Source organism: Afifella sp. H1R, from assembly GCF_021462425.1.
Lineage (GTDB): Bacteria > Pseudomonadota > Alphaproteobacteria > Rhizobiales > Afifellaceae > Afifella > Afifella aestuarii.
Map to the genome: position 1 here is coordinate 1,906,272 of NZ_JAKEDY010000001.1, position 25,278 is coordinate 1,931,549.

Below are 25,278 nucleotides of genomic sequence, written 5' to 3' on the forward strand. Positions count from 1 at the left end.
CATGAGCACCCCCGAAAACGTGCTGTCCGTCCGCGATCTCAAGGTGAGTTTCACGCTCGCCGACGGTCAGGTCGATGCGGTCCGCGGCGTCAATTTCGATGTCGCCTCCGGCGAAACCGTCGCCATCGTCGGCGAATCCGGCTCCGGCAAGAGCCAGACGGTGATGTCGCTGATGGGGCTTCTGGCCTCCAACGGCCGTGCCAGCGGCGAGGCGCTCTATCGCGGCGACGACCTTCTGCGTCTCTCTCCGCGTCGGCTCAACCGCATCCGCGGCGACAAGATCACCATGATCTTCCAGGAGCCGATGTCTTCGCTCGACCCGCTCTACAGGATCGGCCGGCAGATCGCCGAACCGATGATCCATCACGGTGGGCTGAGCCCCAAGGCAGCGCGGGCAAAGGCGCTCGAACTTCTGAAGCTCGTGCGCATCCCCAATGCCGAGCGGCGTCTCGACGCCTACCCGCATGAGATGTCCGGCGGCCAGCGCCAGCGCGTCATGATCGCCATGGCGCTCGCCAACGATCCCGACATCCTCATCGCCGACGAACCGACGACGGCCCTCGACGTGACAATCCAGGCGGAAATCCTCAGGCTCCTGAAGGATCTCCAGGACCGGCTCGGCATGGCGATCGTCTTCATCACCCACGATCTCGGCATCGTTCGCCGTTTTGCGGACCGCGTCTATGTCATGCGCGCCGGCGAAGTGGTGGAACAAGGTGCCGTCAGCGAGATCTTCGTGCGCCCGCAGCACCCCTATACGAAGATGCTTCTGGCCGCCGAGCCGGAGGGACACAAGGAGCCGGTCCCAGAGACAGCTCCCGTGCTCCTTCAGGGGCGCGGCGTCTCCGTCTCCTTCAAGATCAAAGAGGGGCTCTTCGGCAAGAATTCCTTCGAATTGAAAGCCGTCGACAACCTCTCTTTGACGCTGAGGCAAGGCCAGACGATCGGCATCGTGGGCGAATCGGGCTCCGGCAAATCGACGCTCGGGCGCGCGCTGTTGCGCCTCATTTCAAGCCGCGGCGACATCATCTTCGAAGGTCAGGATCTGACCGGTGCGGATCTTCGCCGCGATCGCCCTCTGCGCCGGCAATTGCAGATCGTCTTCCAGGATCCCTACGGGTCGCTGTCGCCGCGCCTCACGGTCGGGCAGATCATCACCGAAGGGCTTCTCGTCCACGAGCCGGAGCTCGGCCGCAAGGAACGCGACCGCCGCGCCGTGGAGGCGCTCAAGGAGGTGCAGCTCGATCCGTCGATGCGCAACCGCTATCCGCACGAATTCTCAGGCGGCCAGCGGCAGAGGATCGCGATCGCCCGTGCCATGATCTTGAAGCCGAAAGTGCTCGTCCTCGACGAGCCCACATCGGCACTCGATCGCTCCGTGCAGAAGGAGATCGTCGACCTGTTGCGCAAATTGCAGCGCGAGCACAACCTCTCCTATCTCTTCATCAGCCACGACCTCTCGGTGGTGCGGGCACTTGCCGACACCGTCATCGTCATGAAGGAAGGCAAGGTCGTGGAAGAAGGGCTGACGGAAGATGTCTTCGCCCGTCCGCAGAAGGACTACACCAAAGAGCTGATGGCCGCCGCCTTCATGAGCCAGGAGGCCCGCAGAGAGGCCGAACAGGAAGCCGCTGCAACGCAAGAGGCGGAGGCGTCCTAAGCCTCCCGCGCCCTTGGCGTGCCACCTCTGGGCCTGGTTCCGTGAGTGAAATACGCGCGGCGTCTCAGGCGTCGCGCGCCTGCTCCACGGCAAGTCCGTAGCCGGACATGAGCTCGCCGGCTTCGGCAATCTCGTGTTCAGACAAAAGCACCGGACCACCGATCAGAAGCGCCTGGTAATAGTGGCGGGCGAGCGCTTCGAGCTCGACGGCAAGCCACATCGCCCGCTCCAGATCGGCGCCGATGGCGATCATGCCGTGATTGGCGAGAAGGCAGCCTTTTCGCCCCTGAAGGGCTTCGAGCGCGACCTCGGACAATTCCTTGGAGCCGAATTTGCGATAGGGGGCGCAGCGGATCTCCGCCCCGCCGAAGGCGGTCACCATGTAATGACAGGCCGGGATCTCGCGCCGCGCGATCGCGAGCGTCGTCGCATAGGGCGCATGCGTGTGGACGGTGGCGCCGATCTCCGGCCGCGCCTTGGCGATGTCGAGATGGAAGCGCCATTCGCTCGACGGCTTGTTCGGCCCCTCATAGGCGCCGTATTCGCCATTGAGCGGCAGGGCCGCGATCATCTCCGGCTCCAGCTCGTCATAGGGAATGCCGCTCGGCGTGATCAAAAGCCGGTCTTTGTAGCGCGCGGAGATGTTGCCCGCCGTGCCCTGATTGAGGCCGCTTGAATTCATCTCGCGACAGGCGGCGATGATCGCCTTCCTCAGCGCTTTCTCTGTCTTGCTCATGGCACTTCCTCCTGCCTCGGCGCTATCACGAAGCGGCACGTTCCGCCATGCGGCGCGCAGGGATGCACCTGGCCTTTGCGTCTCATTGACAGGACGGCGCGGCGCTCCGACCATGTTCGGTGTATTCTGCAGGAGGACGAGATGCAGGTCGATGGCACGCCCTATCGCACCATCTGGCTGGGGGACGACGGTGAGACCGTCGAGATCATCGACCAGACGAAGCTGCCGCATCGTTTCGAGATCGCACGCCTTGAGACGATGGAGGACGCGGCAACCGCCATCAAGGACATGCTGGTGCGCGGTGCGCCCCTGATCGGCGCCACCGCCGCCTACGGCATGGCGCTCGCCGCCCGCAGCGACCCCTCCAACGATGCCCTGTCCGCCGCCTACGACCATCTTCACGCCACCCGCCCGACGGCCATCAATCTCCGCTGGGCGCTCGACGAGATGATGCAGGCCCTGTCGCCACTGTCGCCGAGCGAGCGACCGGCGCGCGCCTATGAGCGTGCCGCCGAAATCGCCGACGAGGATGTCGAGATCAACCGCGGTATCGGTCGCGCCGGCCTTCCCATCATCGAGGCGATCTGCGCGGGCAAGCGGCCGGGCGAGACGGTCAACATCCTCACTCATTGCAATGCCGGCTGGCTCGCGACCGTCGATTGGGGCACCGCGACGGCGCCGATTTATATGGCGCATGAGGCGGGTATTCCCGTCCATGTCTGGGTCGACGAAACGCGGCCCCGCAACCAGGGCGCCTCGCTGACCGCCTGGGAACTCGGCCATCACGGCGTGCCGCATACGGTGATTGCCGACAACACCGGCGGCCATCTCATGCAGCATGGCATGGTCGACATGGTGATCGTCGGCACAGACCGCACCACAGCTTCCGGCGACGTCTGCAACAAGATCGGCACCTATTTGAAGGCGCTCGCGGCGCGCGACAATGCCGTGCCGTTCTATGTCGGCCTGCCCTCGCCGACGATCGATTTCCGCGTCCATGACGGTGTGAAAGAAATCCCGATCGAAGAGCGCTCCGGCGACGAAGTGGCGAAAATCACCGGCCGCACTTCATCCAGAGAGATCGAAACCGTCACCATCATCCCGGACGGCTCACCGGTCGCCAATTACGCCTTCGACGTCACACCTGCCCGCCTCGTCACCGGCCTCGTGACCGAACGCGGCGTCATCGAGCCGACACCCGAAGCAATCGCCGCAGCGTTCCCGGAAAGAGTGCGGGTGGCGGCTTGAGCGGCGATCCCACCGTTAGCCCGCATTCAGCCGCGATACGGCGACCAACCAGCGGCGGATTTCGGCTGTGGTTTCCTCGCTGAAGCCTTGAGCAAGTTCCGCCTCCACCGCCTGCACGCGCGAACGGCAAGCTTGCAGTAGGTCGTTCCCAGATGGGGTCAGGTCGATCCGCAGAATCCTGCGATGCACCTCGTGCGGCCGGCGCTGGATATGTCCGGCACGCTCCAGGTTCGCCACGATCACATTCGTCGTCTGGGGCGTAAGGAGGGCCATACGCGCGATGTCGGCGTTGGACTGACCCGGATACGCTTTCACCATCGTCATCACCGCAAATTGTGGCGGCGTGACCTCAAGGTCGGCCAGGGCGCGATCCATGCGCAGGCGATGGGCCGCAGCGGCCTGTCGCAGCAGATAACCAAGATATCCGCCCTCGCCGCGTTTGCCCTCACCAATCTCGGGCAATTTCGTCTGATCGGCACTCTTGCTCATTATCAGCACCCTGATATGTTATCAGAACTATGATAAATAAAGTTCAGGTGACACGAAAGGGTGTGCGGTATGGCGGGAAAGGTTTTTGTGGCGGGAGCAAGCGGCGCGGTCGGCCGCCGACTGGTTCCGATGCTCATAGCCCAAGGTTGGCAGGTCGTCGGTCTGACACGCCATAAAGAGAAATGTGCAGAGCTTGCAGCACTTGGGGCTGAGCCTGTCGTCGGCGACGTGTTCGACGCGGCACGCCTCGAAGAAGCTGTTACGCACGCAAGACCCGACATCGTCATCCATCAACTGACCGACCTTCCGCCCGGCCTCGATCCGGCGGAGATGGAAGAGGCGACCGCACGAAATGCCCGTATCCGCGACGAGGGCACGTGCAATCTCGTCGCCGCCGCGATTGCGGGACACGTTCAGCGCTTCATCGCGCAAAGCGTGGCCTTCGCCTACGCAGATGGACCTTTGCCGCACCGGGAGGGCGATGCGCTCGCAATCGAGGCATCAGGCCGGGCGGGCATTTCCGCGCGCGGCGTGGCAAGTTTGGAAAGGCAGGTCCTCACGGGTCCGTTCGAAGGTGTGATCCTGCGCTACGGTCGGCTTTACGGACCCGGAACCGGCTTCGCCAAAGCGGCCGGGGCAGCGCCCGTGCATGTCGACGCGGCGGCATATGCGGCTGTTCTCGCCGCCAAGAGCGGCAAAGCAGGCGTCTACAACATAGCCGAGGACGACGGCACGGTTCTGAGCGAAAAGGCGAGACATGACCTCGGCTGGTCGGCCGACTGGCGGATGGTTGAACCCTGAAATGAGCCTGATGCTCCGCTCCCATCACCGCCCATGGCAGCGCTCGGCTTTGCGGCGCTGGGGCTGGGCCATACTCCTTGTCACCGCTGCGGGCACAGCCTCACTCTATCCGCCGCTCCACTCCAGATTTTACGAGATGAGCGACGCGGACGGTTCCGATGCGGCGGCACGGCCCCAAACATCGATGAGGATCTTGGCTTGCACACCGTTGCCGGACGTGGAGAGCAAGTCGATCACGACAGCGTTGGTGCACTTTCCCCCGGACGCCTTCACGCCGGAGCATCGGCACCCCGGCTCGGTCACGGCCTATGTTCTTGACGGCACCATTCGTTCCCAACTGGCCGGCGAAAGAACTGGCACCTACGTCGCCGGCGGGACTTGGTTCGAGCCGCCAGGTGCAGTCCATCTTTTCGCGGAGAATGCCAGTTCGACGGAAGCAGCCGATCTGTTGGCGATCTTTGTTGCAGACGACAATTGCGGTCCGCTGACGATTTTCAAATAGCCGCCCTTCGATGGGAAGGCGACCGGACGACCGCAATCTGCATGAAGACTGGCTCATCTGGCGCCTTCTCGAAATGGCGAGGCGAGCACAGCCAATTGGCGTGCTCGCACGTCATCGACACACGCCTTATCCCCCGAGTTTCGGCTCACAGCCGTTGAGCCGCTCGGCCTGGCCGCAGACGGCCTCGATCGAGCCATAGGCGCCCGTATTCACCATCATGTCGCGGGCGAGCCGCAGGCAGCGAGCCTCGGCGGTGGCACGCACCTTTTCGTCCGCGATCTTTTCCAGATCGATGTTGTGGGCGAGACCCAGAATGCGGCGGATCATCTTGGCGGCGGCAAAGCCGAGCGTGTCGGCGAAAAGCCGATCGAGATAGGCCTCACGCTCCGCCGCGAGACGCGTCTTCCCCGCCTCGGAGGCGAACAGCGGCGTGGGATAGGCGTCGCCCGTGCCGTTCTCTTCCCAGAGCTTTTTGAACTTGGCGCGAAAGCCGTTCCAGAACTCGGTCGTCGCCTGAAGCACCCAGGCGCGATAGGCGTCGCGTCCGCCCGGCGCGCTCTCGTGGCCCACCTGCGAGAAATAGGCGATCAGGAGGTTCGCGATCACCGCACCGGTATCGAAGCCCATCGGCCCCATGAAGGCGAATTCCGGATCGATGACGCGCGTCTCCTCCGGCGTCAGCATGACGGACCCGGTGTGGAGATCGCCATGCAGCATCGCCTCCGCATCGCACATGAACTTGAGCTTCAGGCGTGAGACCGCGACCTTGAGGTCTCCATCCTCGCGGATCGAGGCGGCGAGCGGGTCGAGATAGGGCGCCGTCCAGCGGTTGCGCTCTGCCACCATATAGGGCTCGGTAAAAATCAGGTCCTCGGTGATCTTGCAGAGCTCGGTGTTGCCGGCAAAGGCGCCGACCATCGCCTTCTTCTCCGCGGCCTTGAGCGCGAGATCGGAGGTGAAGAACAGCGTGTTGGCGGCGAAAGTGGAGAGATCGTCGGCGAATTTCGGATAGACCGTACCGGCGATCATGCCATGCCGCATGATGATATGCGGCTCCAGAAGCTCCATGGCGATGAGCGCCAGCGTCTCGTCGTAATGGTAGATCTCCGGAACGAGGCCCGGCGCATGCTGCGCTTCGCGGCTGAGCGCCATATGTTCGAAATGCGCACGCTCCAGCGGCAGCGGCCAGCCCTCGCCGACGAGGCGGAGATAGGGCAGCGCCTGCTTGACCGCGACGCCGCTTTCAGACCCCCGCACCTTGAAGACGAGATTGAGATTGCCGTCTCCGACCTCCTCGATCGTCCACGCGGCGGGATCGCCGCCGAGCCGGTCACGCACGGCGGAAATCTCGGCGAGATAGCCGCGCAGGCTTTCCGGATCATGGGCGCGGTAGCCCGGCGGGACTTGCAAGGGTGCGGTCATCTCATCCTCCCCGCCCCCGCGTGCCGGGGGCTTGACCTCATGTCAGGAGATGCAACGCCCTTGCGGCTCGTCCCGCAAGACCGCGCGTTGCCTCAGGCGGCGAAGCGTGCGCCGCGCGCCAGACCATCATGGAGATCGAGGCAGCGTCCGAACCAGTCGGCGACGGCATCATCGGGATCGATCGGCAACCCGCCATGGATGACGGCCAGCCACATCAGCGTTCCGAATGGGATATAATCGACAAATCCCGGCTGCTCACCGGCGAGCCAGGGATGGAATTCCAGCGTCCGGCGGAGCGGCGCCAGTGCCTTGTCGAGTTCGGGGCTGACGAGCCCGACATCCTGCTGCGCTTCTTCGAGAGGCAGGCCGAGACGGCTCTCCCGGCTCTCGCGGAAATACTCTTGATCGGCATCGTCGAGCTGATCGTGGATATCCTTCACGATCATGCGCAGGATCGGCGGATGCAGCGTGGCGAATGTGGCGCTTTCCATGAAACGCGCGGCCGCGATCCCGTCCGCGGCGGCAAAGAGCGGCGCCCGGTCCGGATAGGCATGTTCCAGATGCACTGCGATCTCGAAGGAATCGCGCACCCTGACGCCATGGTCGTCGAGCACAGGCACCGTGCGCACGACATCGGGTTCGATCGCCGCGACACCGAGAAACGGCGTCGGCACGGTCTCGAATTCGAGCCCCTTATGAGCAAGTGCCATTTTGGCGCGCCAGCAATACGGGCTGAAGCGCAGATTGCGGTCTCGCCCGCACAAATCGAAAAGCCTTCGCGTCATTGTTCCCCCTCGAAAACCGGCGCGTTGGAAAGCCGGCGAAGGTTAACGTCGTTCCGATTTTCTAGGAAGCCGGACGCAACGCCGCGAGGAGGCGGCGAGACGCGACGGGGTTACTTCGAAGGCGTTACTTCAAGGGCGCTACTGCGACGGCGTGAAGGAGATCACCGCAAAGCAGATGGAGAGAAGCGCCGACAGCCAGACGATCGAGACATAGCGCTCGATGATCCTGCGGCCTTCGACCGTGATGCCGCGCATGCCGCCGGCGGTGACCCGCTGGGCGATATGGGCACCGGTCAAAACGATGACGAAGAGGATCTTCACATAGAACCAGGCGCTCACCTCCCTCTCCGTCATGCCGTAATGGCTCCACAGAAGCAGGACGCCGGTCAACCAGACGAAGGCGAGAACCATGGTGGTGAAATTGCCGAGCGTGCGTCGGGCGAGCGCCAGAGCCCGCCCGCCTTCACCCTCACGGCCGGCGCTGGCGCGCAGCATAACGTAATGCGAGACGGCCATGCCGGTGACCATCGCGATCATGATCAGATGCGCCATGCGCAGAATTTCATACATGTTGGGCTGCGTCCTCTTCCTCGCGCGCCTCGTTCCGGCGCTTCCCATCCGCAGGCTCGTCGTCGAGGAGAATGCGGGCGGCGGCACCGTCGAGGTCGTCGTATTGTCCGCTCTTTAGAGACCATAGAAACGCGGCAAGGCCAAGCGCGCCCAAAAACAACGCCGCCGGAATGAGAATGACGAGGATGGTCACGCCGCTGCTTCCCGGCCGGTATCGGCGAGCGCATTGCGCGGCTGCTGCTTTGCGGTCGCCCGCTTGCCAGCGCCGAGAGACAGGCGAAGCGCATTCGCCGTCACCAGGATGGAGGAGCTCGACATGGCGACCGCGGCGATGAGCGGGGTCGCAAAACCGGCGAGCGCCACCGGCACGGCGATCGCATTGTAGGCGAGCGCGATCGCAAAATTCTCCAGGATGACGCGCCTTGCCCGGCGCGCGACGGCGATGCCTTCCGCGACCGGTGCCAGCGCACCGGACGAGAGGACGAAATCGGCCGCGACCTGCGAAATGTCGGAACCGGTCGCGGGCGAAATCGAAGCCGCCGCAGCCGCGAGCGCCGGCGCATCGTTGATGCCGTCGCCGACCATCAGGACATGCCGGCCCTCTCTCTGCAACCGCTCCACTTCCGCGACCTTGTCGGCGGGCGTCACCCCGCCCTTCCATTCGGCAATGCCGAGGCCGCGAGCGGCTGCTGCGACCGCCTCCGGCCGATCGCCCGAGAGAAGATGCACGCCGAACCCCATCTCCTTGAGACGCGCGACGAGCGGCGCCGCATCGGGCCGCAACCGATCGACGAAACGGAAGGCCTTGGGCGCCGCGCCCGGGATCTCGAGCCAGATTTCCGAAAAAGCCCCGCCGCTCTCGGCCGGGTCTGTCTCGGCAACCCATTCCCGCCGTCCGAGACGCACGCGACGGCCTTCGAAACGCGCTTCCATGCCCGCTCCGGGCTCTTCGCGCACATCCTCCACGGAGAGAGGCGTAACCCCGCGGTCTTGAGCCGCCGCGGCCAGCGCTTTGGCGAGCGGATGGCGGCTCTTGCTGGCCAGCGCCGCGGCCAGCGCCCAGGTCCTGTCGTCCACCTCCGGCTCCTCGGCAAGACGGGGATCCCCGCCGGTCAAGGTCCCGGTCTTATCGAAGACGACCGTATCGACGCCGGCAAGGCGTTCGAGGGCCGCGCCGTCCTTGACGATGATGCCTTCCTTCAGAAGCCGCCCGCTCGCCACGATCTGTGTCGCAGGCACCGCCAGGCCGAGCGCGCAAGGGCAGGTGATGATGAGAACGGCGATGGCGATCATCAAGGAATCGTGCCAGCCGATGCCGACGAGAAACCAGCCGACGAAAGCGAGAGCCGCCAGGATATGGACGGCGGGCGCATAGATGCGTGCAGCACGGTCGGCGAGACCGACAAAGCGGCCACGGCCCGCTTCCGCGCCTTCCATCAGGCGGATGATGTCGGCGAGGAGACTGTCGCCCGCCCCCTTCTCCACCTTGAGACGGATCGGGCCGGTGACGTTGAGAGTTCCAGCGAAGACGGCACAGCCATCCCGAACCGCCTCGGGCAAGGGTTCGCCCGTCAACGGCGATTTGTCGATGTCGCTCCAGCCCGAAATGACCGTTCCGTCGAGCGGCACACGCTCCCCGGCCGCCACTTCGACGACATCTCCAGGTTTCACCGCCCCCGCGCGCACGAGGCTGATACGGCCATCCTCGCCGACGAGCCGCGCGCTGTCGGCCGACAACGACAACAGCCGCGTCGCGGCGGCCCGCGCCACCCCCCGCATACGGAAATCGAGCACCCGCCCGATCAGCAGAAAGAAGAGGAGCGTAATCGAGGCATCGAACCAGGCATGCCGCGCGCCGATGATGGTCTCGTGCAGGCTCATCAAGGCGGCCAGCACGACGGCAAGTGAGATCGGCACATCCATATTGAGGCTGCGGGCGGAAAGCGCCCGCGCCGCGGATCGGAAGAAAGGCCGCCCGGCATAGGCGATCGCCGGCAGCGCGATCATCGCCGAAATCCAGTGAAAAAGGTTTCGCGTCGCTTCGTCGGCACCGGACCAGACGGAAACCGACAAGAGCATGACATTGCCGGCGGCAAATCCGGCCACGGCAAGCGAGCGCAACAGCTCCGCTCCAGCCTCTTCGTCGGCGACATTGTTGAACACGGCGGGATCGACCGGCCTTGCCGCGTAGCCGACACCGCGGACGGCCGCGATCAGCTCTTCGGCTTCTGCCGTCTGCGGATCGAAACCGACCACCGCCTTGTGGGCCGTCAGATTGGCGCGCGCCCGCGACACACCCGCGACCGAGAGAAGGGCCCGCTCCACCTTCGCGAGGCAGCCGGCACAATGCATGTCCGGCACGATCAGCGTCAGCTCGGTTGCGCCGTCCTTCGCTTCGCGCAGGAAGGCCGGATCGACGTGATCATCAACAGGGTCGGGTTGCGATCGGGCAAGCTCGATCGCGGCAAGCGAGGCGCCTTCCCCGCAGCAGCTCATGAGGCTGGTCCGCTATCGACCATCACCGGCTCGGTCGTGCGAAAGACCAGATCCTCGCCGGAGCGGACCTTGAGCTCCACCATCCAGCGCCCCGGCCCCAACGGATCATCGGCGCGATAGCCGTCGGCAACCTGCTGCAACATCACGAGACGATCCTCGTTCCAGTCCGAAGCACGCCCGATGATGGCGGAGACATCGAGACCCGTAATCGGCGCCCCGCTCTTGTCGCGCAGATCGACGGTCAGAATACCGCCGGTCGTGTCGAACTTCGCATCCCAGCCGCGCGCGTCCTGCGCCCGGCTCGCCGCCAGCCATTTGTTGTAATTCTGGCTCGCGACGTAGGAGTTCTCGACGATGAGCCCCGGGAAGGTCGATGTCGCAAAGAAGGCCATCGTGAAATTCACGATGATGATGGTGCCGAAAAACAGCGAGATAATGCCGAAGAAATGCCAGCCGTTGAGGGGATTTTCCTCGCTTGGCCAGAAAGCACTCATCACCCGTCTCATCGCGTCGGCCCGTGGAATTGCGCATCAGCCGAAGAAGTCTGACCCGTCTCGGGATCGGTGACAACAAAATCGAAATCCTGAGACCCGCGGGCCCCTTCCGGCATCACCACGAACACCCTGAGATCGCGCACGCGATCCGGCTGCACCTCGACGATCAGGTTCCGGCTCTTTTCCTCTTCCGCGCCAGCGTACCACATCTCCGCCCCAGGCAGCCCGTCGAGCGTCACCGAGAACGTCTTGAGCTCCGGCAGCATGTTGAGGAGCTTCACCGTATAGGTGTTGCGCACCGACCCGTCGGAGAGCGTCACGAAGAGCGGATTGCGCTCATGCAGGACGTTGATGTCGAGACGGTCGCGCATGGCGAGCGTAACGAGCATGGCAACGCCGATGAGCGACCAGAGCGTGAAGTAGATGACCGTGCGCGGACGCACGATGTGGGACACGGAAAAGCGGCGCTGCTCTTCCTTCGCCACTTCGCGGCCCTTGCTCGCCGCCGCAGCGGCATGGACCTGATAATCCTGCAGCGTTGAGTAGGAAATCAGCCCGCGCGGCTTGTTCACCTTGTCCATGATGTTGTTGCAGGCATCGATGCACAGAGCGCAGGTGATGCATTCCAGCTGCTGGCCGTCGCGAATGTCGATGCCCATGGGGCAGACCGCGACGCAGGCGTTGCAATCGACACAATCGCCGGTGTCCAGCCCCTGCTGCTCGCTCTTCTTGCGATGCCGCGCGCGCGGCTCGCCCCGCCAGTCGTTGTAGGTGACGATGAGCGAATCTTCATCGAGCATGGCGCCCTGAATGCGCGGCCACGGGCACATATAGGTGCACACCTGCTCGCGCATGAAGCCGGCGAAGACATAGGTCGTAAAAGTCAGGACCGCGATCGTCACATAGGCGGCAGGAGGCGCCTTCAGCGTCACGAGATCGACGGCGAGCCCCGGAGCGTCGGCGAAATAGAACACCCAGGCGCCGCCGGTCGCGATCGCGATGAGGAGCCAGATCGCATGCACGGTGGCGATCTTGCGGATCTTGGCGAAGCCCCAGGGCGCCTTGTCGAGGCGCATCTGGGCGTTTCGGTCACCGATAATCCGTCGTTCGACCGCCATATAGAGGTCGGTCCACACTGTCTGCGGACAGGTGTAGCCGCACCAGGCCCGGCCGACGACCGAGGTGATCAGGAAGAGGCCGAGGCCCGCCATGATGAGCAGGCCGGCCACATAGTAGAATTCCTGCGGCCAGATCTCGATCGAGAAGAAATAGAAGCGGCGACTGGCGAGGTCGACGAGCACCGCCTGGTCGGGCGCGTTCGGCCCCCGCTCCCAGCGGATCCATGGCGTCACCCAGTAAATGCCCAGGGTGACGAACATGATCAGCCATTTCAGCCGCCGGAAGGCACCGGAGACTTTCTGAGGAAAAATTTTGAGACGCGCCGCGTAAAGCGACCGTTCGTTACGGCTATTGACCGGATCGGCCTCGACCTGGTCGACAACCCCGCCCCCCGCGTAGGTGTCCTGATTCATCTTGGCCATTTAGATTCCATTGCTGCCGCGACAGCATGCGCGTGGATAGCTTGGAAACGGTCTAATCCGTTTGACCCAAGTCAATCCAGCTCGCCGGGACGGACTGAGCGCATTCGCCGCATGCGACAAGAAACAGCTCAGACGACAAAGCGCCACGCGACGCAACCAGGCGCGCGGTCCGGCCGGCTCAACCCAGCAGATTGCGGTTACGACAGAACATGGATGCCAGAAAGTCCTGCCTTCGTCGACGACGAACGGACCGGCGAGCCGGCCGCTTCGGACAATCATATCAGGAAAGCACGATATAAAGAAACGGGCAGCCATCGGCCGCCCGTTTTAAAACCTCAGATCGGAGAGACGCGCCTCAGTTCGCGGCGGTCGCATCCACGTTCTGACCACCGCCCAGCGACCACACGTAAAGTGCCAGCTGCTTGATGGTGACTTCGTCGAGGCGCCCGGACCAGGCCGGCATGACGCCGTGCTTGGGACTGTTCACCTGCGATTCGATCTGCTCGAGGTCCGGGCTGTAGAGCCACACCTGATCGTTGAGCGCAGGCGCACCCAGCATCTGCTGGCCCTGTCCGCTCTCACCATGGCACACGGCGCAATTGTCGGCGAAGACCTGTGCGCCCTCCTCGGCGAGAGCCCCGTCATGTTCGAGGCCGGACAGCGAGCGGACGTAATTCGCCACCTGCTCGATCTGGCTCGAATCCAACAGGCCGTCGCGGCCGAACGCCGGCATCTCGGAGATCCGCGTTTCATCGTCCTGTTCGTAGCGGACGCCGTGCTGCAGCGTGGTGTGGATATCTTCGAGCGTTCCGCCCCATATCCAGGCATCGTCATTGAGGTTCGGATAGCCATAGCCGCCCTCGGCACCGGAGCCGTGGCACTGGACGCAATTGACCTTGAACGCCGATTCACCGCCCCGGAAGGCAACCTGCATCAGCTCGTCGTTGGTGCGGATCTCCTCCAGCGGCGTGTCGCGGATCTGGTTCATCACCGCCTGGCGGCCTTCCTCGACGGCGGTCAGCTCACGCGCAATTGCTGAGCGGGAATGCCAGCCGAGAACTCCGTCGGTACCGGTTTTGATCAGCGGGATCGCTGGATAGAGCACGACATAGACGAGAGCGAAGATCGTGCAGCCGTAGAAAATGTACAGCCACCACTGCGGCAGGGGATTGTTGAGCTCCTTGATCCCGTCCCATTCATGACCGGTCGTTTCCGTCCCGGTGACCTTGTCGATCTCGACGCCATGGCCTCGCGGCTCGTTCGAAGCGCCATCTTTATTGGTGGCCATCATTACTCTCCACGTCCAGGAGTCTGGTCACGCGGTGGCTGCTCTTGAGCCGACCGCTCGTCATGTTTGAAGGGAATATCGCCTTGGGCGCGGTAAGAAGCACGGGCGCCCGGACGATAGACCCACAGAACCGCCGCGGCGAAGACCAGGAGCATGAAGAGAAGCCCCCATTTGTCCGCGAAGTGGCGCAGGGTATCGTAGGTGCTCATCGCCTCACCTGAGATTGTCTTCGGCGAGCGGCTCGTAGGTAGTGAAGTCCACCAGCGTGCCGAGCATTTGAAGATAGGCCACCAGAGCGTCCATCTCCGTGATCTCTGACGGATTGCCGTCGAAGTCGCGCACGTTCACCTTCGGGTAGCGCTCTTCCAGACCGCTCGGATCGCCGTTGGGATCGACCTGCGCCCGCAGATCCGCCTGCGCATTGGCGATCATGTCCTCAGAATAGGGCACACCGACAACCGCGTTCACTTTGAGATGCTCGGCGATGTCGTCGGCCTTGAGCGGCGTTTTCTTGAGGAAGCTGTAGGTGGGCATGATCGATTCCGGCACCACGGAACGCGGATCGGTCAAATGCTCGACGTGCCACGCATCGGAATAACGCCCGCCGACGCGCGCCAGATCAGGCCCCGTCCGCTTCGACCCCCATTGGAAGGGGTGGTCGTACATGGATTCCGCGGCAAGCGAGTAATGGCCGTACCGCTCGACTTCGTCGCGCATCGGGCGGATCATCTGCGAGTGGCACAGATAGCACCCCTCGCGGATGTAGATGTTGCGACCGGCAAGCTCCAGCGGCGTGTAGGGCCGCATCCCTTCGACCTTCTCGATCGTGTTCTGCACGTAAAACAGAGGCACGATTTCGACGAGGCCGCCGATCGAGACGACGATGAAGGAGAGCACGAACAGAACGGTGATGTTCCGTTCCACCCTGTCATGGTTGCGCAGGATGAATTTCGTAAACGGGTCGAGCACGTTGTGTCTCCTATCACTCGGCCGGTTCGACGGCAGCGCCGATCGGGGTCTCCTGACGGAGATCACCACGGATCGTCTTGTAGATGTTGAACGCCATGATCAGCCCGCCGGCGAGGTAGAGCGTGCCGCCGAGAGCGCGGATGATGTAGTAGGGATGCATGGCCGCAACGGTTTCCACGAAGGAGTAAACGAGGAAGCCTTCCTGGTTGTACTCACGCCACATCAGGCCCTGCATGATGCCCGACACCCACATGGAGGCGGCGTAGAGAACGATGCCGATCGTGGCGAGCCAGAAGTGCCAGGACACGAGCCGCACCGAGTAGAGCCGCGGCCGGAACCACAGCTTCGGCACCAGGTAGTAGATCGCGCCGAAGGAGATCATCCCGACCCAGCCGAGCGCACCGGAATGCACGTGACCGATGGTCCAGTCCGTGTAGTGGCTGAGCGAGTTCACCGCCTTCACCGACATCATCGGCCCTTCGAAGGTGGACATGCCGTAGAAGGCGACGGCGATCACCATCATGCGGATGATCGGATCGGTCCTGAGCTTGTCCCAGGCGCCCGACAGCGTCATCAGGCCATTGATCATGCCACCCCAGGACGGCATCCACAGCATCACCGAGAACACCATGCCGAGCGTCTGCGCCCAGTCGGGCAGCGCCGTGTAGTGCAGGTGGTGCGGGCCGGCCCAGATGTAGAGGAAGATCAGCGACCAGAAATGGACGATCGAGAGCCGGTAGGAATAGACCGGGCGTTCGGCCTGCTTCGGAATGAAATAATACATCATGCCGAGGAAGCCGGCGGTGAGGAAGAAGCCGACCGCGTTATGGCCGTACCACCACTGCGTCAGGGCATCCTGGACGCCGGAGAAGGCCGAGTAGCTCTTGGACCCGAGGAAGGAGACCGGCACGGCGAGGTTGTTGATGACGTGCAGCATCGCGATCGTCACGATGAACGCCAGATAGAACCAGTTCGCCACATAGATGTGGGGCTCTTTGCGCTTGGCGATGGTGCCGACGAAGACCACGAGATAGGCGACCCAGACGATCGTCAGCCACAGGTCGATGTACCATTCCGGCTCGGCATATTCCTTCGACTGCGTGACACCGAGGAGATAGCCGGTGGCAGCAAGCACGATGAAAAGCTGATAGCCCCAGAAGACGAACCACGGCAGACCTCCGCCGAAGAGGCGGGCACCGGTCGTCCGCTGCACGACGTAGAACGAGGTGCAGATGAGCGCATTGCCGCCAAAGGCGAAAATCACCGCCGAGGTGTGCAGCGGCCGCAAACGCGCGAAATTGAAATATGGCTCGATATTAAGGTGGGGAAAGGCAAGCTGGAACGCGATCAACACGCCGACCATGAAGCCGACGACGCCCCAACCCACAGTCGCCACGGCGCCATAGCGAATCACTTCGTCCATGTAGCCATCCGGACGCTCGCGCAGCGGGATGTTCTTCCCAGAGACATCCATGGTGCGCAGCCGCCAGATGGCAGCGCCGAGTGCGATCAAGGCAACCAGTCCCATATGGACCGCGAACTGCATGTCATGAGCCTTCACAGAGGCTATGACGGCAACCAGCGCGATCAGGAACAGGATGCCGGCTTGTGCCATCCCCATGGCCATCTCCTATAAACTCGCCAAGTGCGCCCAAGCGACGCGCTAGAAGGCTTCCAAAGTAGCTATCGACTTTAGGGGAAACTGATCCTTGATTCAGATCAAGTTGGAAAGGGGGGAGTTCCGGCACACTTAGTAAATCAAGGGGAACGATTGGGAAGGATTTCCCAAGATGCGGCCGCAGAGACGCCATCTTGAGGCGCTGCTCGCCTGCGCGGCGGACGCGCCCACGGCAGAAATGATTCGGGAAGACCCCTTCCAGCTGATCGCTTACGAGCATGCCCTGCAGGAGCGTCTGTGCGATCTTCTGGAAGCGATCGCCGATGCCCTTCCAAGAGACGTCATCCAGGAGACGGCGCGTGCTGCGGCGTTGACGCTGCGCTTCTACTTCCCCGCCCATATCCGGCTGGAAAACGACATCCTGTTTCCCGCTCTCGCCGCGCCCTGCCGCGCCGATCGCGGCATCCGCGAGGCGATCGCCCTCGCCCGCTCCGAACATGACGCCGATGAACAGGCCGCGCTGGAGCTGGCCGACGCCCTCGATGCCCATGACGAGGAAGGCAGCTACCGCGAAGCCGAGGCTCTCGGTTATCTCCTGCGTGCGTTCTTCGAATCGCAGCGCCGGCATATCGCCTGGGAGGAGACGGTGGTGTTCCCCATGGCCCGCTCCTGCTTCTCGCCATCGGCACGGGCGGATCTCGCAGCCGCACTCCTGCGCCACCGCATGCGCTGCGACAGCCAGCCTCTCGCCATCCTATTGGCAAGCGAGGTTCGGATCGTCGGGAGACATTCTCTCCGCAAGGACGGGCGTCAGGCACAGGCCGGCTGACGGATGGTTCTTCCCGCCCCGAAGAAGGCCGCGCACGTCCCGAAAGAGCCCAGAAAGGGCACTCCCAAAAAAGCACTCACAGGCACTCACTCAAAGGCACTCTGAGAAGCGCGCCTGCGCGGTTCTGGGGACGCAGCGAGACTGACGAAAGCCTAAGCTCAGTCGCCCGTCTCGGCTTCCAGGAGCTCCATATCGGGGACACGAATGCGCCGATTCTGCTCCACCCGGATCACGTCGGAGCCCTTCAGCTTGGTCAATTGCCGGCTTACGGTTTCGATGGTGAGCCCGAGGAAGTCGGCGATTTCGGCACGCGTCAGCGGCAGTTCGAAACCGGTGCCACCCGCATCATTGTCATCGGCATGCGGAGAATGGCGCGCAATCATCAGAAGGAACGTCGCGACCCGCTCCCGCGCCGTCTTGCGGCCGAGCGTGAGGAGAAGATCGCGCGCATCATCGAGCTCATCGAGCGCCTGAAGATAGAGCTTGTGCTCCAGCTCGGGTGATTCGCTGATCATCCGCTCCAGAAGCTGCCGCGGGAAGGTGCACAGAACCGTGCTCGTCACCGCTTCGGCCTTGAGCGAACTCTCCGGCGAGAACGGGCGGCCGACGAAATCTGGCGCAAACTGAAGACCGACGATCTGCTGCCGACCGTCCGGCAACATCTTCGACAGCTTCACGACGCCCGCGAGCACATTGGAATAGTTGGATGTCGGCTGCTCGGCATCAAGCAGGGTCTTGCCCGGCTCGACCACCTGCCTGTGGGCGCGGCGGGTCAGCTCCGACAGCTGCGATGCGTTGAGCGCGCCGCAGATCCCCCTGTTTCGAGCCTTGCATGCCCGACAAAGATCGGGCACGGGATCCGTCTCAAGGGGGGCGATTGGCACCAGCTTCATCATACCGCAGTCTTAGCGATGAAAAGGCGTCACTTCCAGGGGGGCTTGATCCTGATCAACGCGGCAATTCGGCGCGAGGTTCTATAATGGACTGTTGGTTAAACCCTGCCCCTGCCTTCCTCCACGCGTTTGAAAGGAAAGAGCCGTGAGCAGCCGTTATCCTCTCGGAACGATTATGATCCACCTTCCGACGGTGGATGTCATCCCGCGCCTCATGAATGTCGCGGTGCCGATTGCGCGCGATCATTCTGCTCACATCGTCGGCCTGCATTTGATCCCGCGCATTCCGCCAGACGTCGTCGACCCGCTCGGCGGAGAATGGTTGTCCATGCAGATGGAGCGCGACAACCAGCTGGCGGAAGAGATCGGGGCGGCCTTCAACCGCGCAGCCGCGGCGGAAACGATCTCGAATTCCTGGCTTCAGCTCGATGCGCGCGACGTCAACGCAACCCAGCTCGCCTGCCGCACCTGCCGCAATGCAGATCTCGTGGTGACGGCACAGGCGGCCGAAGAGCTCCCCTCCTACTATCGTCCGGAGGATCTGGTGCTCGGTGCCGGCCGGCCCGTCCTGGTGGTCCCCACCTCAGGCGACTACACCGATGTCGGGCATACGGTCCTCATCGCCTGGAACGGCAGTCGCGAGGCAGCCCGCGCGGCTTTCGACGCTCTTCCGCTCATCCAGAAGGGTGCCAAGGTCCACATCCTTTGCGTCGAGGCCGGCCACAATGAGCCGGGCAAGGGATTGGTGCCGGGAGACGCCCTCGCGCGCACCCTTTCGCGCCACGGGCTCGACGTGGAAAACATGACCTCTCGGCCGGACCGCACCTCGGTCGGCGGAGAAATCCTGAACCGCGCCTCCGACCTCGGCGCGGATCTGATCGTCATGGGCTGCTACGGCCATTCGCGCCTGCGCGAGACGGTCTTCGGCGGCGCCACCCAGTCGATCATGGACCAGATGACGGTTCCGATCTTGATGTCGCACTGAATCTGCGAGGTTGAGGGCGCGCCCCGCTTGTGCGGGGCGTCTGAGGAGCGGGCAGCCGGCACCAGAACCGGCGCCCGCCTTTTTGTGAGAGCTTCACGTTCGTCAGAGCTTCACGCCCCTCAACCGGAGCGCATTGCCGACGACGGAGACCGACGAGAGGCTCATCGCCAGCGCCGCAATCACCGGCGACAGAAGCACGCCGAAGACGGGGTAGAGAACGCCCGCGGCAATCGGCACACCGAGCGTATTGTAGCCGAAGGCGAAGACGAGGTTCTGGCGGATATTGCCGAGCGTCGCATCCGCCAATCTGCGGGCTTTGACGACGCCGCTGAGATCGCCGCTCATCAGCGTCATGCCGGCGCTTTCAACCGCAACATCCGCGCCCGCCCCCATGGCGATGCCGACATCGGCCTCCGCCAGCGCCGGAGCGTCATTGATGCCGTCGCCCGCCATGGCGACTTTGTGGCCGTCTTTCTTCAGCTCCGTGATGATGCGCTTTTTGTCTTCCGGCATCACCTCCGCATGCACGTCGTCGATGCCGAGCTTCTCTGCCACGGCCTTCGCCGTCGTCGGATTGTCACCCGTCGCCATCACCACTTTCAGGCCCTCGCCGTGCAGCGCCTTGATCGCGGCGGCACTTGTCTCCTTGATCGGATCGGCGACCGCGATGAAGCCGAGCAGGCGATTATCGGCAGCGGCGAACATCACCGTCTCGCCCTCGCGCCGGCGGGCCTCCGCCTCCTCGCGCAGAGAGCCCGCATCGATGCCGGCATCCTCCATCATCCGGACATTGCCGAGAAGCATCCGGCGTCCATCGACTGAGCCGGTGACGCCCTTGCCTGTGACCGCGTCGAAATCGACCGCCTTCGACAAAGTGAGGTCCTTTTCCTTGGCTCCCGCCACGATCGCCTCGGCGAGCGGGTGTTCGCTCGCAGCCTCGAGCGAGGCGGAAAGCTGCAGAAGATCATCGGAAGAGATGTCGTCCGCCGGCTCCACCGCGACGAGCCGCGGCCTGCCCTCGGTCAAGGTTCCGGTCTTGTCGACGACGACCGTATCGACATGGCTCATCGTCTCCAGCGCCTCGGCGTTCTTGATCAGGATACCGGCCTGGGCGCCACGTCCCGTCGCCACCATCACCGAAATCGGCGTCGCCAGGCCGAGCGCGCAGGGGCAGGCAATGATCAACACGCTGACGGCAGCGACGAGGCCATAGGCGAGCTGCGGCGACGGCCCGAAGACGAACCAGCCGATAAAGGCGAGGACCGCGACCGCCACCACCGTCGGCACGAAATAACTGGCGACGCGATCGGCGAGGCCCTGGATGGGCGCCCGCGAACGCTGCGCCTCGGCCACCATGGTCACCACCTGCGACAGCGTCGTTTCCGCCCCCGTTCGGTCGACCTTCATGTCGAAACTGCCACGCGTATTGCTGGTGCCGCCCGTAACGCGATCGCCCTCGGTCTTTTCGACCGGCACGGATTCGCCCGTCAGCATCGATTCGTCGACCGAGCTGCGACCGGACACCACCACGCCGTCGATCGGCACGGCATCGCCAGGACGCACGCGCAAGATGTCGCCCTTGGCAACCTCGGAGAGCGGCACCTCGTCCGTGCTGTCGTCCTCGTTCACGCGCATCGCCTGTTTCGGCGCGAGATCCATCAGTGCTCTGATCGCGCCTCCGGTGCGCTCACGCGCCCGCAATTCCAGCACCTGGCCGAAGAGAACGAGGACGACGATCACCGCCGCAGCCTCGAAATAGACCGGCACGACACCCTCGTCATGCATGGCCGGAGGGAAAACACCGGGCAGGAAGACGGCGACGAGGGAGTAGAGAAACGCCGCCCCCGTCCCGAGCGCGATCAGGGTGAACATGTTCAGATTGCCGGTCACGACCGAGCGCCAACCGCGCTCGAAGAACGGCAGGCCGCAATAAAGCACCACCGGGGCAGCAAGCACGAGCTGCAGCCACTGCTCCGCCCGCTCGGACAGGAATGGCAGGACATCGACACCGAGAAGATGCCCGCCCATCTCGATGATCAAAAGGGCAATCGCGAGCGGCGCGCCGATCCACAGACGACGCGTAAAATCGACGAGTTCTGGATTGGGCCCATCAACTGGCGCCCCCATCGGCTCCAACGCCATGCCGCAAATCGGGCAGGTGCCGGGTCCCTCCTGCACGATTTCCGAATGCATCGGGCAGGTGTAGAGCGTGCCGGCCGGCACCTCCTCATCGCGCGTCTCGCCGGAAAGATATCGCGCAGGATCCGCCACGAATTTGTCGTGGCAGCTCTCGCTGCAGAAATAATAGACCTGCCCGTCATGCCTGGCCGTGGGCTTGTCCGCGCTCGTGTCGACCTTCATGCCGCAGACGGGATCGACCGCGGTATTTGCCCCGTTCGGGGCCGAGTGGCTCTCACCCGCCGGGTGGTGTGACGTCTCTGGCATTTCGTGCCCTCTATCTGATTTCAACAGATATGGGCGTTCCAGTCACTGGAAGGTCAAGGGACGCACAAGTCCGACGAAGAGCATGCGCCTCGACGCCAGATCGGTCACGCAGAACGTAAAAAAGCGGGCTGCCGGTACGTGAACCGGCACCCGCCTTTTCAATCGTCTTTAGGACGCCGTCTCAGAATGCGGCGTCCTCACCCAGTTCAGGCTTCGCGCGGAGTGATAAGCCCGCCTTAGTGATCGCCGCCGCAGCCGCAACCGCCCTCGCCCGACCCATGCGCGTGCTTATGGCCGTGGCCGCCACAGCCGCACGAGCCGTGCGTGTGCTCCCCGTGCTCCCCGTGCTTGTGCTTGCCGTGGCCTTTGCCACCACAGCCGCAGCCTTCATGCTCACCGGCAGCCTGGTCCTGGCAGCAGCGCTCCGCGGCAGCCTCCGCTTCATGAGATTTCTCTGTCATGTCGCATCCCTTCCTAAAGAACGCGATATCGCGCCTTCACGGGGAAGCGGGTCAAGCGCCACGGGACGATCGACGAAGCCGCCTGCCGGCGCAAAGTGTCACAGCACGACAGGTTCGTCCTTCGCCTCCTCGGCCGCCTCGTCCTCGGTCGGCTGGGTGGTGAAGCCCTGGAGGCTGCCGAGCTCTTTGCTGTCGCGCTGGATCTCGACGGGGCTCGTCACATAGGCAGTGATGAGTTCTGCGAGGGACCGCAGCGCATGCATATGGATGCGCTCGTAGCCGTGGCTCGCATCGACGCCGAAGGTGATGAGCGCCGTGCGCACATCGGCGCCCGATTCGATCGCAGAGGCCGAATCGGAGCGGTAATGGCGGAAAACGTCCTTCTGGTAGCGGATGTCGTTTTCCAGGCAGAGACGCGCGAGCTTGCGCGTCAGATGGTAGTCGAACGGGCCGGTCTGGTCGGCCATGGCGACGGTGACGCCGAATTCCGACGAGTTCTGGCCGGGAGCCGTGGTTCCGTTGTCGACCGCCACCATCGAGGCGACGTCATGGGAGAGGATGGCAGAGGCGCCGACGCCCACCTCTTCGGCAATGGTCAAGAGGAAGTGGATGTCGACCGGCGTGATCGCATCTTCCTTCACCATCGCTTCGAGCGCCGCGAACATGACCGCAACGCCCGCCTTGTTGTCGAGATGACGCGAAACGATGAAGCCGTTTTCGACGAATTCCGGTTGCGGATCGATCGCCACCATATCGCCGACCTCCACACCGAGTTTTTCAAGCGACGGCTTGTCGGTCGCCGGCGCGTCGATGCGAAGCTCCACGTAATCCCAGCCGACCGGCAGGGTGTCGACCTCATCGGCGAAGGTATGCCCCGAGGCTTTCAGCGGCAGAATCGTGCCGCGATAGGAACCGTGATCGGTAAAAATCGTCGCCCGCGCCCCTTCGGCAAACCGCGCCGACCAATGGCCGACCGGCACGAGTTCCAGACGTCCGTTCTCCTTGAGCCCCTTCACCTGCGCGCCGAGCGTATCGAGATGGGCAACAATCGCGCGGGCCGCCTTGCGGCGGGAGCCCTGATAGATGGCACGAATGGCGCCCCGGCGCGTGATCTCGTAGCCGACGCCGAGCCTCTCCAGCTCCGCACAGCAATCGCGCACGATCGTGTCGGTGTATCCGGTCGGGCTCGGCGTCGCGAGAAGCCGCGCCAGCCAATCGGCCAGGTAGTCCGTATCGATCGCAAGCCGCGTCATCATCCCTTCCTTTCCTGCGCCATTCTGACGGAGGCGGGCATTGAGAGCGGAAACAGGAGATCGACGAAGCGCTGCGCGGTCGGCTGCGGTTCGTGATTGGCAAGGCCCGGTCGCTCATTCGCCTCGATGAAGACATATTCCGGCAGATGCGGCGCCGTCACCATCAGATCGATGCCGACCACAGGAATGTCGATGGCACGGGCGGCCGAAATCGCGGCCTCGACGAGCGTCGGATGCACGGCCGCCGTCACGTCGTGAATGGTGCCTCCGGTGTGGAGATTGGCGGATTTCCGCACCTGCAGCGTCTCGCCCTCCGGCAGGACGGACCCGAGAGAAAAGCCATTGCGGGCGATGCAGCGTTCCGTCTCGCCGTCGAGCGGGATCTTCGATTCTCCGCCAGTCGCCGCTTCACGCCGTCGGCTCTGCTTGACGATCAGGTCGCGCACGCTGCTCTTGCCGTCGCCCACCACCTGCGCGGGCACGCGAATTGCTGCGGCCACGAGCCGAAAATTGATGACGATCAGCCGGAGATCGGTGCCGGAGAAGTAAGATTCCAGCACCACCCGGTCGGCGGATTTCTTCGCCTCTTCGATCGCGGCCTTCACGTCATCGAGCGTGTCGAGATCGACGGCGACGCCCCGCCCCTGTTCGCCACGCGCCGGCTTGACGACGACGCTCTTGTGCTCGGCGACGAAGGCTTCGAGCTCCTTCTCCTCGCCGGCCTCCATCTGGGCTGGCACCTTCACCCCGGCCTTTTCCACGATCCGGCGCGTCGCCGACTTGTCATCGCAAAGCGACATGGAGACCGCGCTCGTGAGCTCTGACAGGCTTTCGCGACAACGCACGGATCGCCCACCGGATGAAAGGCGGAAGAAGCCCGCCTGATCGTCGATCACCTCGACATCGATGCCTCGTCGCCGCGCTTCATCGACGATGATCCGGGCATAGGGGTTGAGGTTCTCGGCCGGGTCGGGGCCGGAAAAGAGCTTCTCGTTGATCGGATTCTTGCGCTTCACCGCAAAGATCGGGATGCGCCGAAAACCGAGCTTGTCGTAGAGATTGATCGCCTTGTCGTTGTCGTGCAGGACGGAGAGATCCATGAAGGCCGCCCCGCGTGCCTGATAGTGCTCCGCGAGCCGCCGCACCATCGCCTCGCCGATGCCCGGATAAGGCGCCTGAGGATCGACGGCGAGACACCACAGCGAGGAGCCCCGCTCCGGATCGTTGAAGGCCCGCTGGTGATCGACGCCGGTGACGGTGGCGATCACCTCGCCCGTTGTCTCGTCCTCCGCGACGAAATAGGTGAGCGCGCGGCTGTCGCGGTTCGACCAGAAAAATTCCGGGTCCACCTGCACCATATTGCGGCTCGCATAGATGCGGTTGACCGTCTCCGCATCGGCCAGCGAGGTCAGCCGCCGCACGAAAAAACCGGGCAGCTTGCGCCATTTCGCCCGGTAGGTGGTGAGATCGAGCCGGTAGGTGTGCGAGGGATCGAGGAAGAGCTCGTTCGGGGCCGCGGCCAGCACGACATGCGGGTCGCGCACGTAAAAGGCGATGTCGCGCCGGTCCGGGCCCTCGGCCCCGAGCTTGTCGATCATCGCCTCGTTGGTCTCGAATGTCTGCGTAAAAAGGATGCGCCCCCAGCCGCAATCGATCACCGCATTGGGATGCGGCCGCTCGCTATCCTGCTCGAGATGCGGCCGCGTGCCCTGCTCGCGCATGCGCAAGAGCCTGTGGCCAACGACATTGGCGCGTTTGCCCTGGCCCTTCTTGTCCGGTCGGCGTGACATCGC

The 25,278-nt window shown here is 63.7% G+C and carries 23 protein-coding genes; 6 read left to right on the forward strand and 17 right to left on the reverse strand.

Annotated elements, in window-relative coordinates; all coding sequences use genetic code 11:
* Position 1: 1 nt before the first annotated feature.
* Positions 2-1,660, forward strand: a complete 1,659-nt coding sequence (locus L0F51_RS09095; RefSeq protein ID WP_234628867.1) for an ABC transporter ATP-binding protein — start codon at positions 2-4, stop codon at positions 1,658-1,660.
* A gap of 64 nt (positions 1,661-1,724) precedes the next feature.
* Here L0F51_RS09095 and L0F51_RS09100 read toward each other — a convergent pair whose 3' ends face one another.
* Positions 1,725-2,396 carry a class II aldolase/adducin family protein gene (locus L0F51_RS09100; RefSeq protein WP_128291134.1) on the reverse strand — a complete coding sequence of 224 codons (672 nt, stop codon included), beginning with the start codon at positions 2,394-2,396 and terminating at the stop codon, positions 1,725-1,727.
* A 141-nt stretch (positions 2,397-2,537) separates the two neighbouring features.
* Between L0F51_RS09100 and mtnA the strand changes: the two genes are divergently transcribed.
* The gene (gene mtnA / locus L0F51_RS09105) at positions 2,538-3,644 is read left to right on the forward strand and encodes an S-methyl-5-thioribose-1-phosphate isomerase (RefSeq protein ID WP_234628868.1); all 1,107 of its coding nucleotides are present in this window, start codon (positions 2,538-2,540) and stop codon (positions 3,642-3,644) included.
* 15 nt (positions 3,645-3,659) lie between these two features.
* On the opposite strand, the gene L0F51_RS09110 is transcribed toward mtnA, so the two are convergent.
* The gene (locus tag L0F51_RS09110; RefSeq protein WP_234628869.1) at positions 3,660-4,133 is read right to left on the reverse strand and encodes a MarR family winged helix-turn-helix transcriptional regulator; all 474 of its coding nucleotides are present in this window, start codon (positions 4,131-4,133) and stop codon (positions 3,660-3,662) included.
* Positions 4,134-4,202: 69 nt separating this feature from the next.
* On the opposite strand from L0F51_RS09110, the gene L0F51_RS09115 reads away from it, so the two are divergent.
* Positions 4,203-4,934 carry an NAD(P)-dependent oxidoreductase gene (locus L0F51_RS09115; RefSeq protein ID WP_255701297.1) on the forward strand — a complete coding sequence of 244 codons (732 nt, stop codon included), beginning with the start codon at positions 4,203-4,205 and terminating at the stop codon, positions 4,932-4,934.
* Between the two features lie 136 nt (positions 4,935-5,070).
* The gene (locus L0F51_RS09120; protein WP_234628871.1) at positions 5,071-5,436 is read left to right on the forward strand and encodes a cupin domain-containing protein; all 366 of its coding nucleotides are present in this window, start codon (positions 5,071-5,073) and stop codon (positions 5,434-5,436) included.
* A gap of 126 nt (positions 5,437-5,562) precedes the next feature.
* Here the strand turns inward: L0F51_RS09120 and mtnK are convergent, their stop codons facing one another.
* The 11 genes from mtnK to ccoN all read right to left on the reverse strand — a co-directional run bounded on the left by mtnK (position 5,563) and on the right by ccoN (position 16,616).
* Positions 5,563-6,858 (reverse strand): S-methyl-5-thioribose kinase, encoded by a 1,296-nt coding sequence (gene mtnK, locus L0F51_RS09125; RefSeq protein ID WP_234628872.1) that lies wholly within the window; start codon positions 6,856-6,858, stop codon positions 5,563-5,565.
* A 92-nt stretch (positions 6,859-6,950) separates the two neighbouring features.
* Positions 6,951-7,643: a glutathione S-transferase N-terminal domain-containing protein gene (locus L0F51_RS09130; RefSeq protein WP_234628873.1), complete on the reverse strand. Its 693-nt coding sequence runs from the start codon at positions 7,641-7,643 to the stop codon at positions 6,951-6,953.
* A gap of 138 nt (positions 7,644-7,781) precedes the next feature.
* Positions 7,782-8,213, reverse strand: a complete 432-nt coding sequence (locus tag L0F51_RS09135) for a hypothetical protein (protein WP_234628874.1) — start codon at positions 8,211-8,213, stop codon at positions 7,782-7,784.
* On the reverse strand, positions 8,206-8,406 hold the full coding sequence (gene ccoS / locus L0F51_RS09140; RefSeq protein ID WP_128291128.1) for a cbb3-type cytochrome oxidase assembly protein CcoS: 201 nt from the start codon (positions 8,404-8,406) through the stop codon (positions 8,206-8,208). The genes L0F51_RS09135 and ccoS overlap by 8 nt, the downstream gene beginning before the upstream one ends.
* Positions 8,403-10,709: a heavy metal translocating P-type ATPase gene (locus L0F51_RS09145; protein WP_234628875.1), complete on the reverse strand. Its 2,307-nt coding sequence runs from the start codon at positions 10,707-10,709 to the stop codon at positions 8,403-8,405. Before L0F51_RS09145 ends, ccoS begins: the two co-directional genes overlap by 4 nt.
* Positions 10,706-11,203: a FixH family protein gene (locus L0F51_RS09150; RefSeq protein WP_234628876.1), complete on the reverse strand. Its 498-nt coding sequence runs from the start codon at positions 11,201-11,203 to the stop codon at positions 10,706-10,708. Before L0F51_RS09150 ends, L0F51_RS09145 begins: the two co-directional genes overlap by 4 nt.
* A gap of 8 nt (positions 11,204-11,211) precedes the next feature.
* A complete protein-coding gene (gene ccoG, locus L0F51_RS09155; protein ID WP_234628877.1) occupies positions 11,212-12,744 on the reverse strand; it encodes a cytochrome c oxidase accessory protein CcoG in 1,533 nt (510 codons plus the stop codon).
* Between the two features lie 355 nt (positions 12,745-13,099).
* Positions 13,100-14,032 carry a cytochrome-c oxidase, cbb3-type subunit III gene (gene ccoP / locus L0F51_RS09160; RefSeq protein WP_234628878.1) on the reverse strand — a complete coding sequence of 311 codons (933 nt, stop codon included), beginning with the start codon at positions 14,030-14,032 and terminating at the stop codon, positions 13,100-13,102.
* Positions 14,033-14,034: 2 nt separating this feature from the next.
* The gene (locus L0F51_RS09165; RefSeq protein ID WP_370642341.1) at positions 14,035-14,241 is read right to left on the reverse strand and encodes a cbb3-type cytochrome c oxidase subunit 3; all 207 of its coding nucleotides are present in this window, start codon (positions 14,239-14,241) and stop codon (positions 14,035-14,037) included.
* Between the two features lie 4 nt (positions 14,242-14,245).
* A complete protein-coding gene (gene ccoO / locus L0F51_RS09170) occupies positions 14,246-14,977 on the reverse strand; it encodes a cytochrome-c oxidase, cbb3-type subunit II (protein WP_234629388.1) in 732 nt (243 codons plus the stop codon).
* 37 nt (positions 14,978-15,014) lie between these two features.
* A complete protein-coding gene (gene ccoN, locus L0F51_RS09175; RefSeq protein ID WP_234629389.1) occupies positions 15,015-16,616 on the reverse strand; it encodes a cytochrome-c oxidase, cbb3-type subunit I in 1,602 nt (533 codons plus the stop codon).
* Positions 16,617-16,791: 175 nt separating this feature from the next.
* On the opposite strand from ccoN, the gene L0F51_RS09180 reads away from it, so the two are divergent.
* A complete protein-coding gene (locus L0F51_RS09180; protein ID WP_234628879.1) occupies positions 16,792-17,448 on the forward strand; it encodes a hemerythrin domain-containing protein in 657 nt (218 codons plus the stop codon).
* 158 nt (positions 17,449-17,606) lie between these two features.
* Here L0F51_RS09180 and L0F51_RS09185 read toward each other — a convergent pair whose 3' ends face one another.
* Positions 17,607-18,332: a Crp/Fnr family transcriptional regulator gene (locus tag L0F51_RS09185; RefSeq protein ID WP_234628880.1), complete on the reverse strand. Its 726-nt coding sequence runs from the start codon at positions 18,330-18,332 to the stop codon at positions 17,607-17,609.
* Positions 18,333-18,516: 184 nt separating this feature from the next.
* Between L0F51_RS09185 and L0F51_RS09190 the strand changes: the two genes are divergently transcribed.
* Complete coding sequence (locus L0F51_RS09190) at positions 18,517-19,326, forward strand: universal stress protein (RefSeq protein WP_234628881.1); 810 nt, start codon at positions 18,517-18,519, stop codon at positions 19,324-19,326.
* Between the two features lie 102 nt (positions 19,327-19,428).
* Here L0F51_RS09190 and L0F51_RS09195 read toward each other — a convergent pair whose 3' ends face one another.
* The 3 genes from L0F51_RS09195 to ngg all read right to left on the reverse strand — a co-directional run bounded on the left by L0F51_RS09195 (position 19,429) and on the right by ngg (position 25,275).
* Complete coding sequence (locus L0F51_RS09195; RefSeq protein WP_234628882.1) at positions 19,429-21,771, reverse strand: heavy metal translocating P-type ATPase; 2,343 nt, start codon at positions 21,769-21,771, stop codon at positions 19,429-19,431.
* Between the two features lie 559 nt (positions 21,772-22,330).
* Complete coding sequence (locus tag L0F51_RS09200) at positions 22,331-23,485, reverse strand: osmoprotectant NAGGN system M42 family peptidase (RefSeq protein WP_128291823.1); 1,155 nt, start codon at positions 23,483-23,485, stop codon at positions 22,331-22,333.
* Complete coding sequence (gene ngg, locus L0F51_RS09205; protein ID WP_234628883.1) at positions 23,485-25,275, reverse strand: N-acetylglutaminylglutamine synthetase; 1,791 nt, start codon at positions 25,273-25,275, stop codon at positions 23,485-23,487. Before ngg ends, L0F51_RS09200 begins: the two co-directional genes overlap by 1 nt.
* Positions 25,276-25,278: the final 3 nt, after the last annotated feature.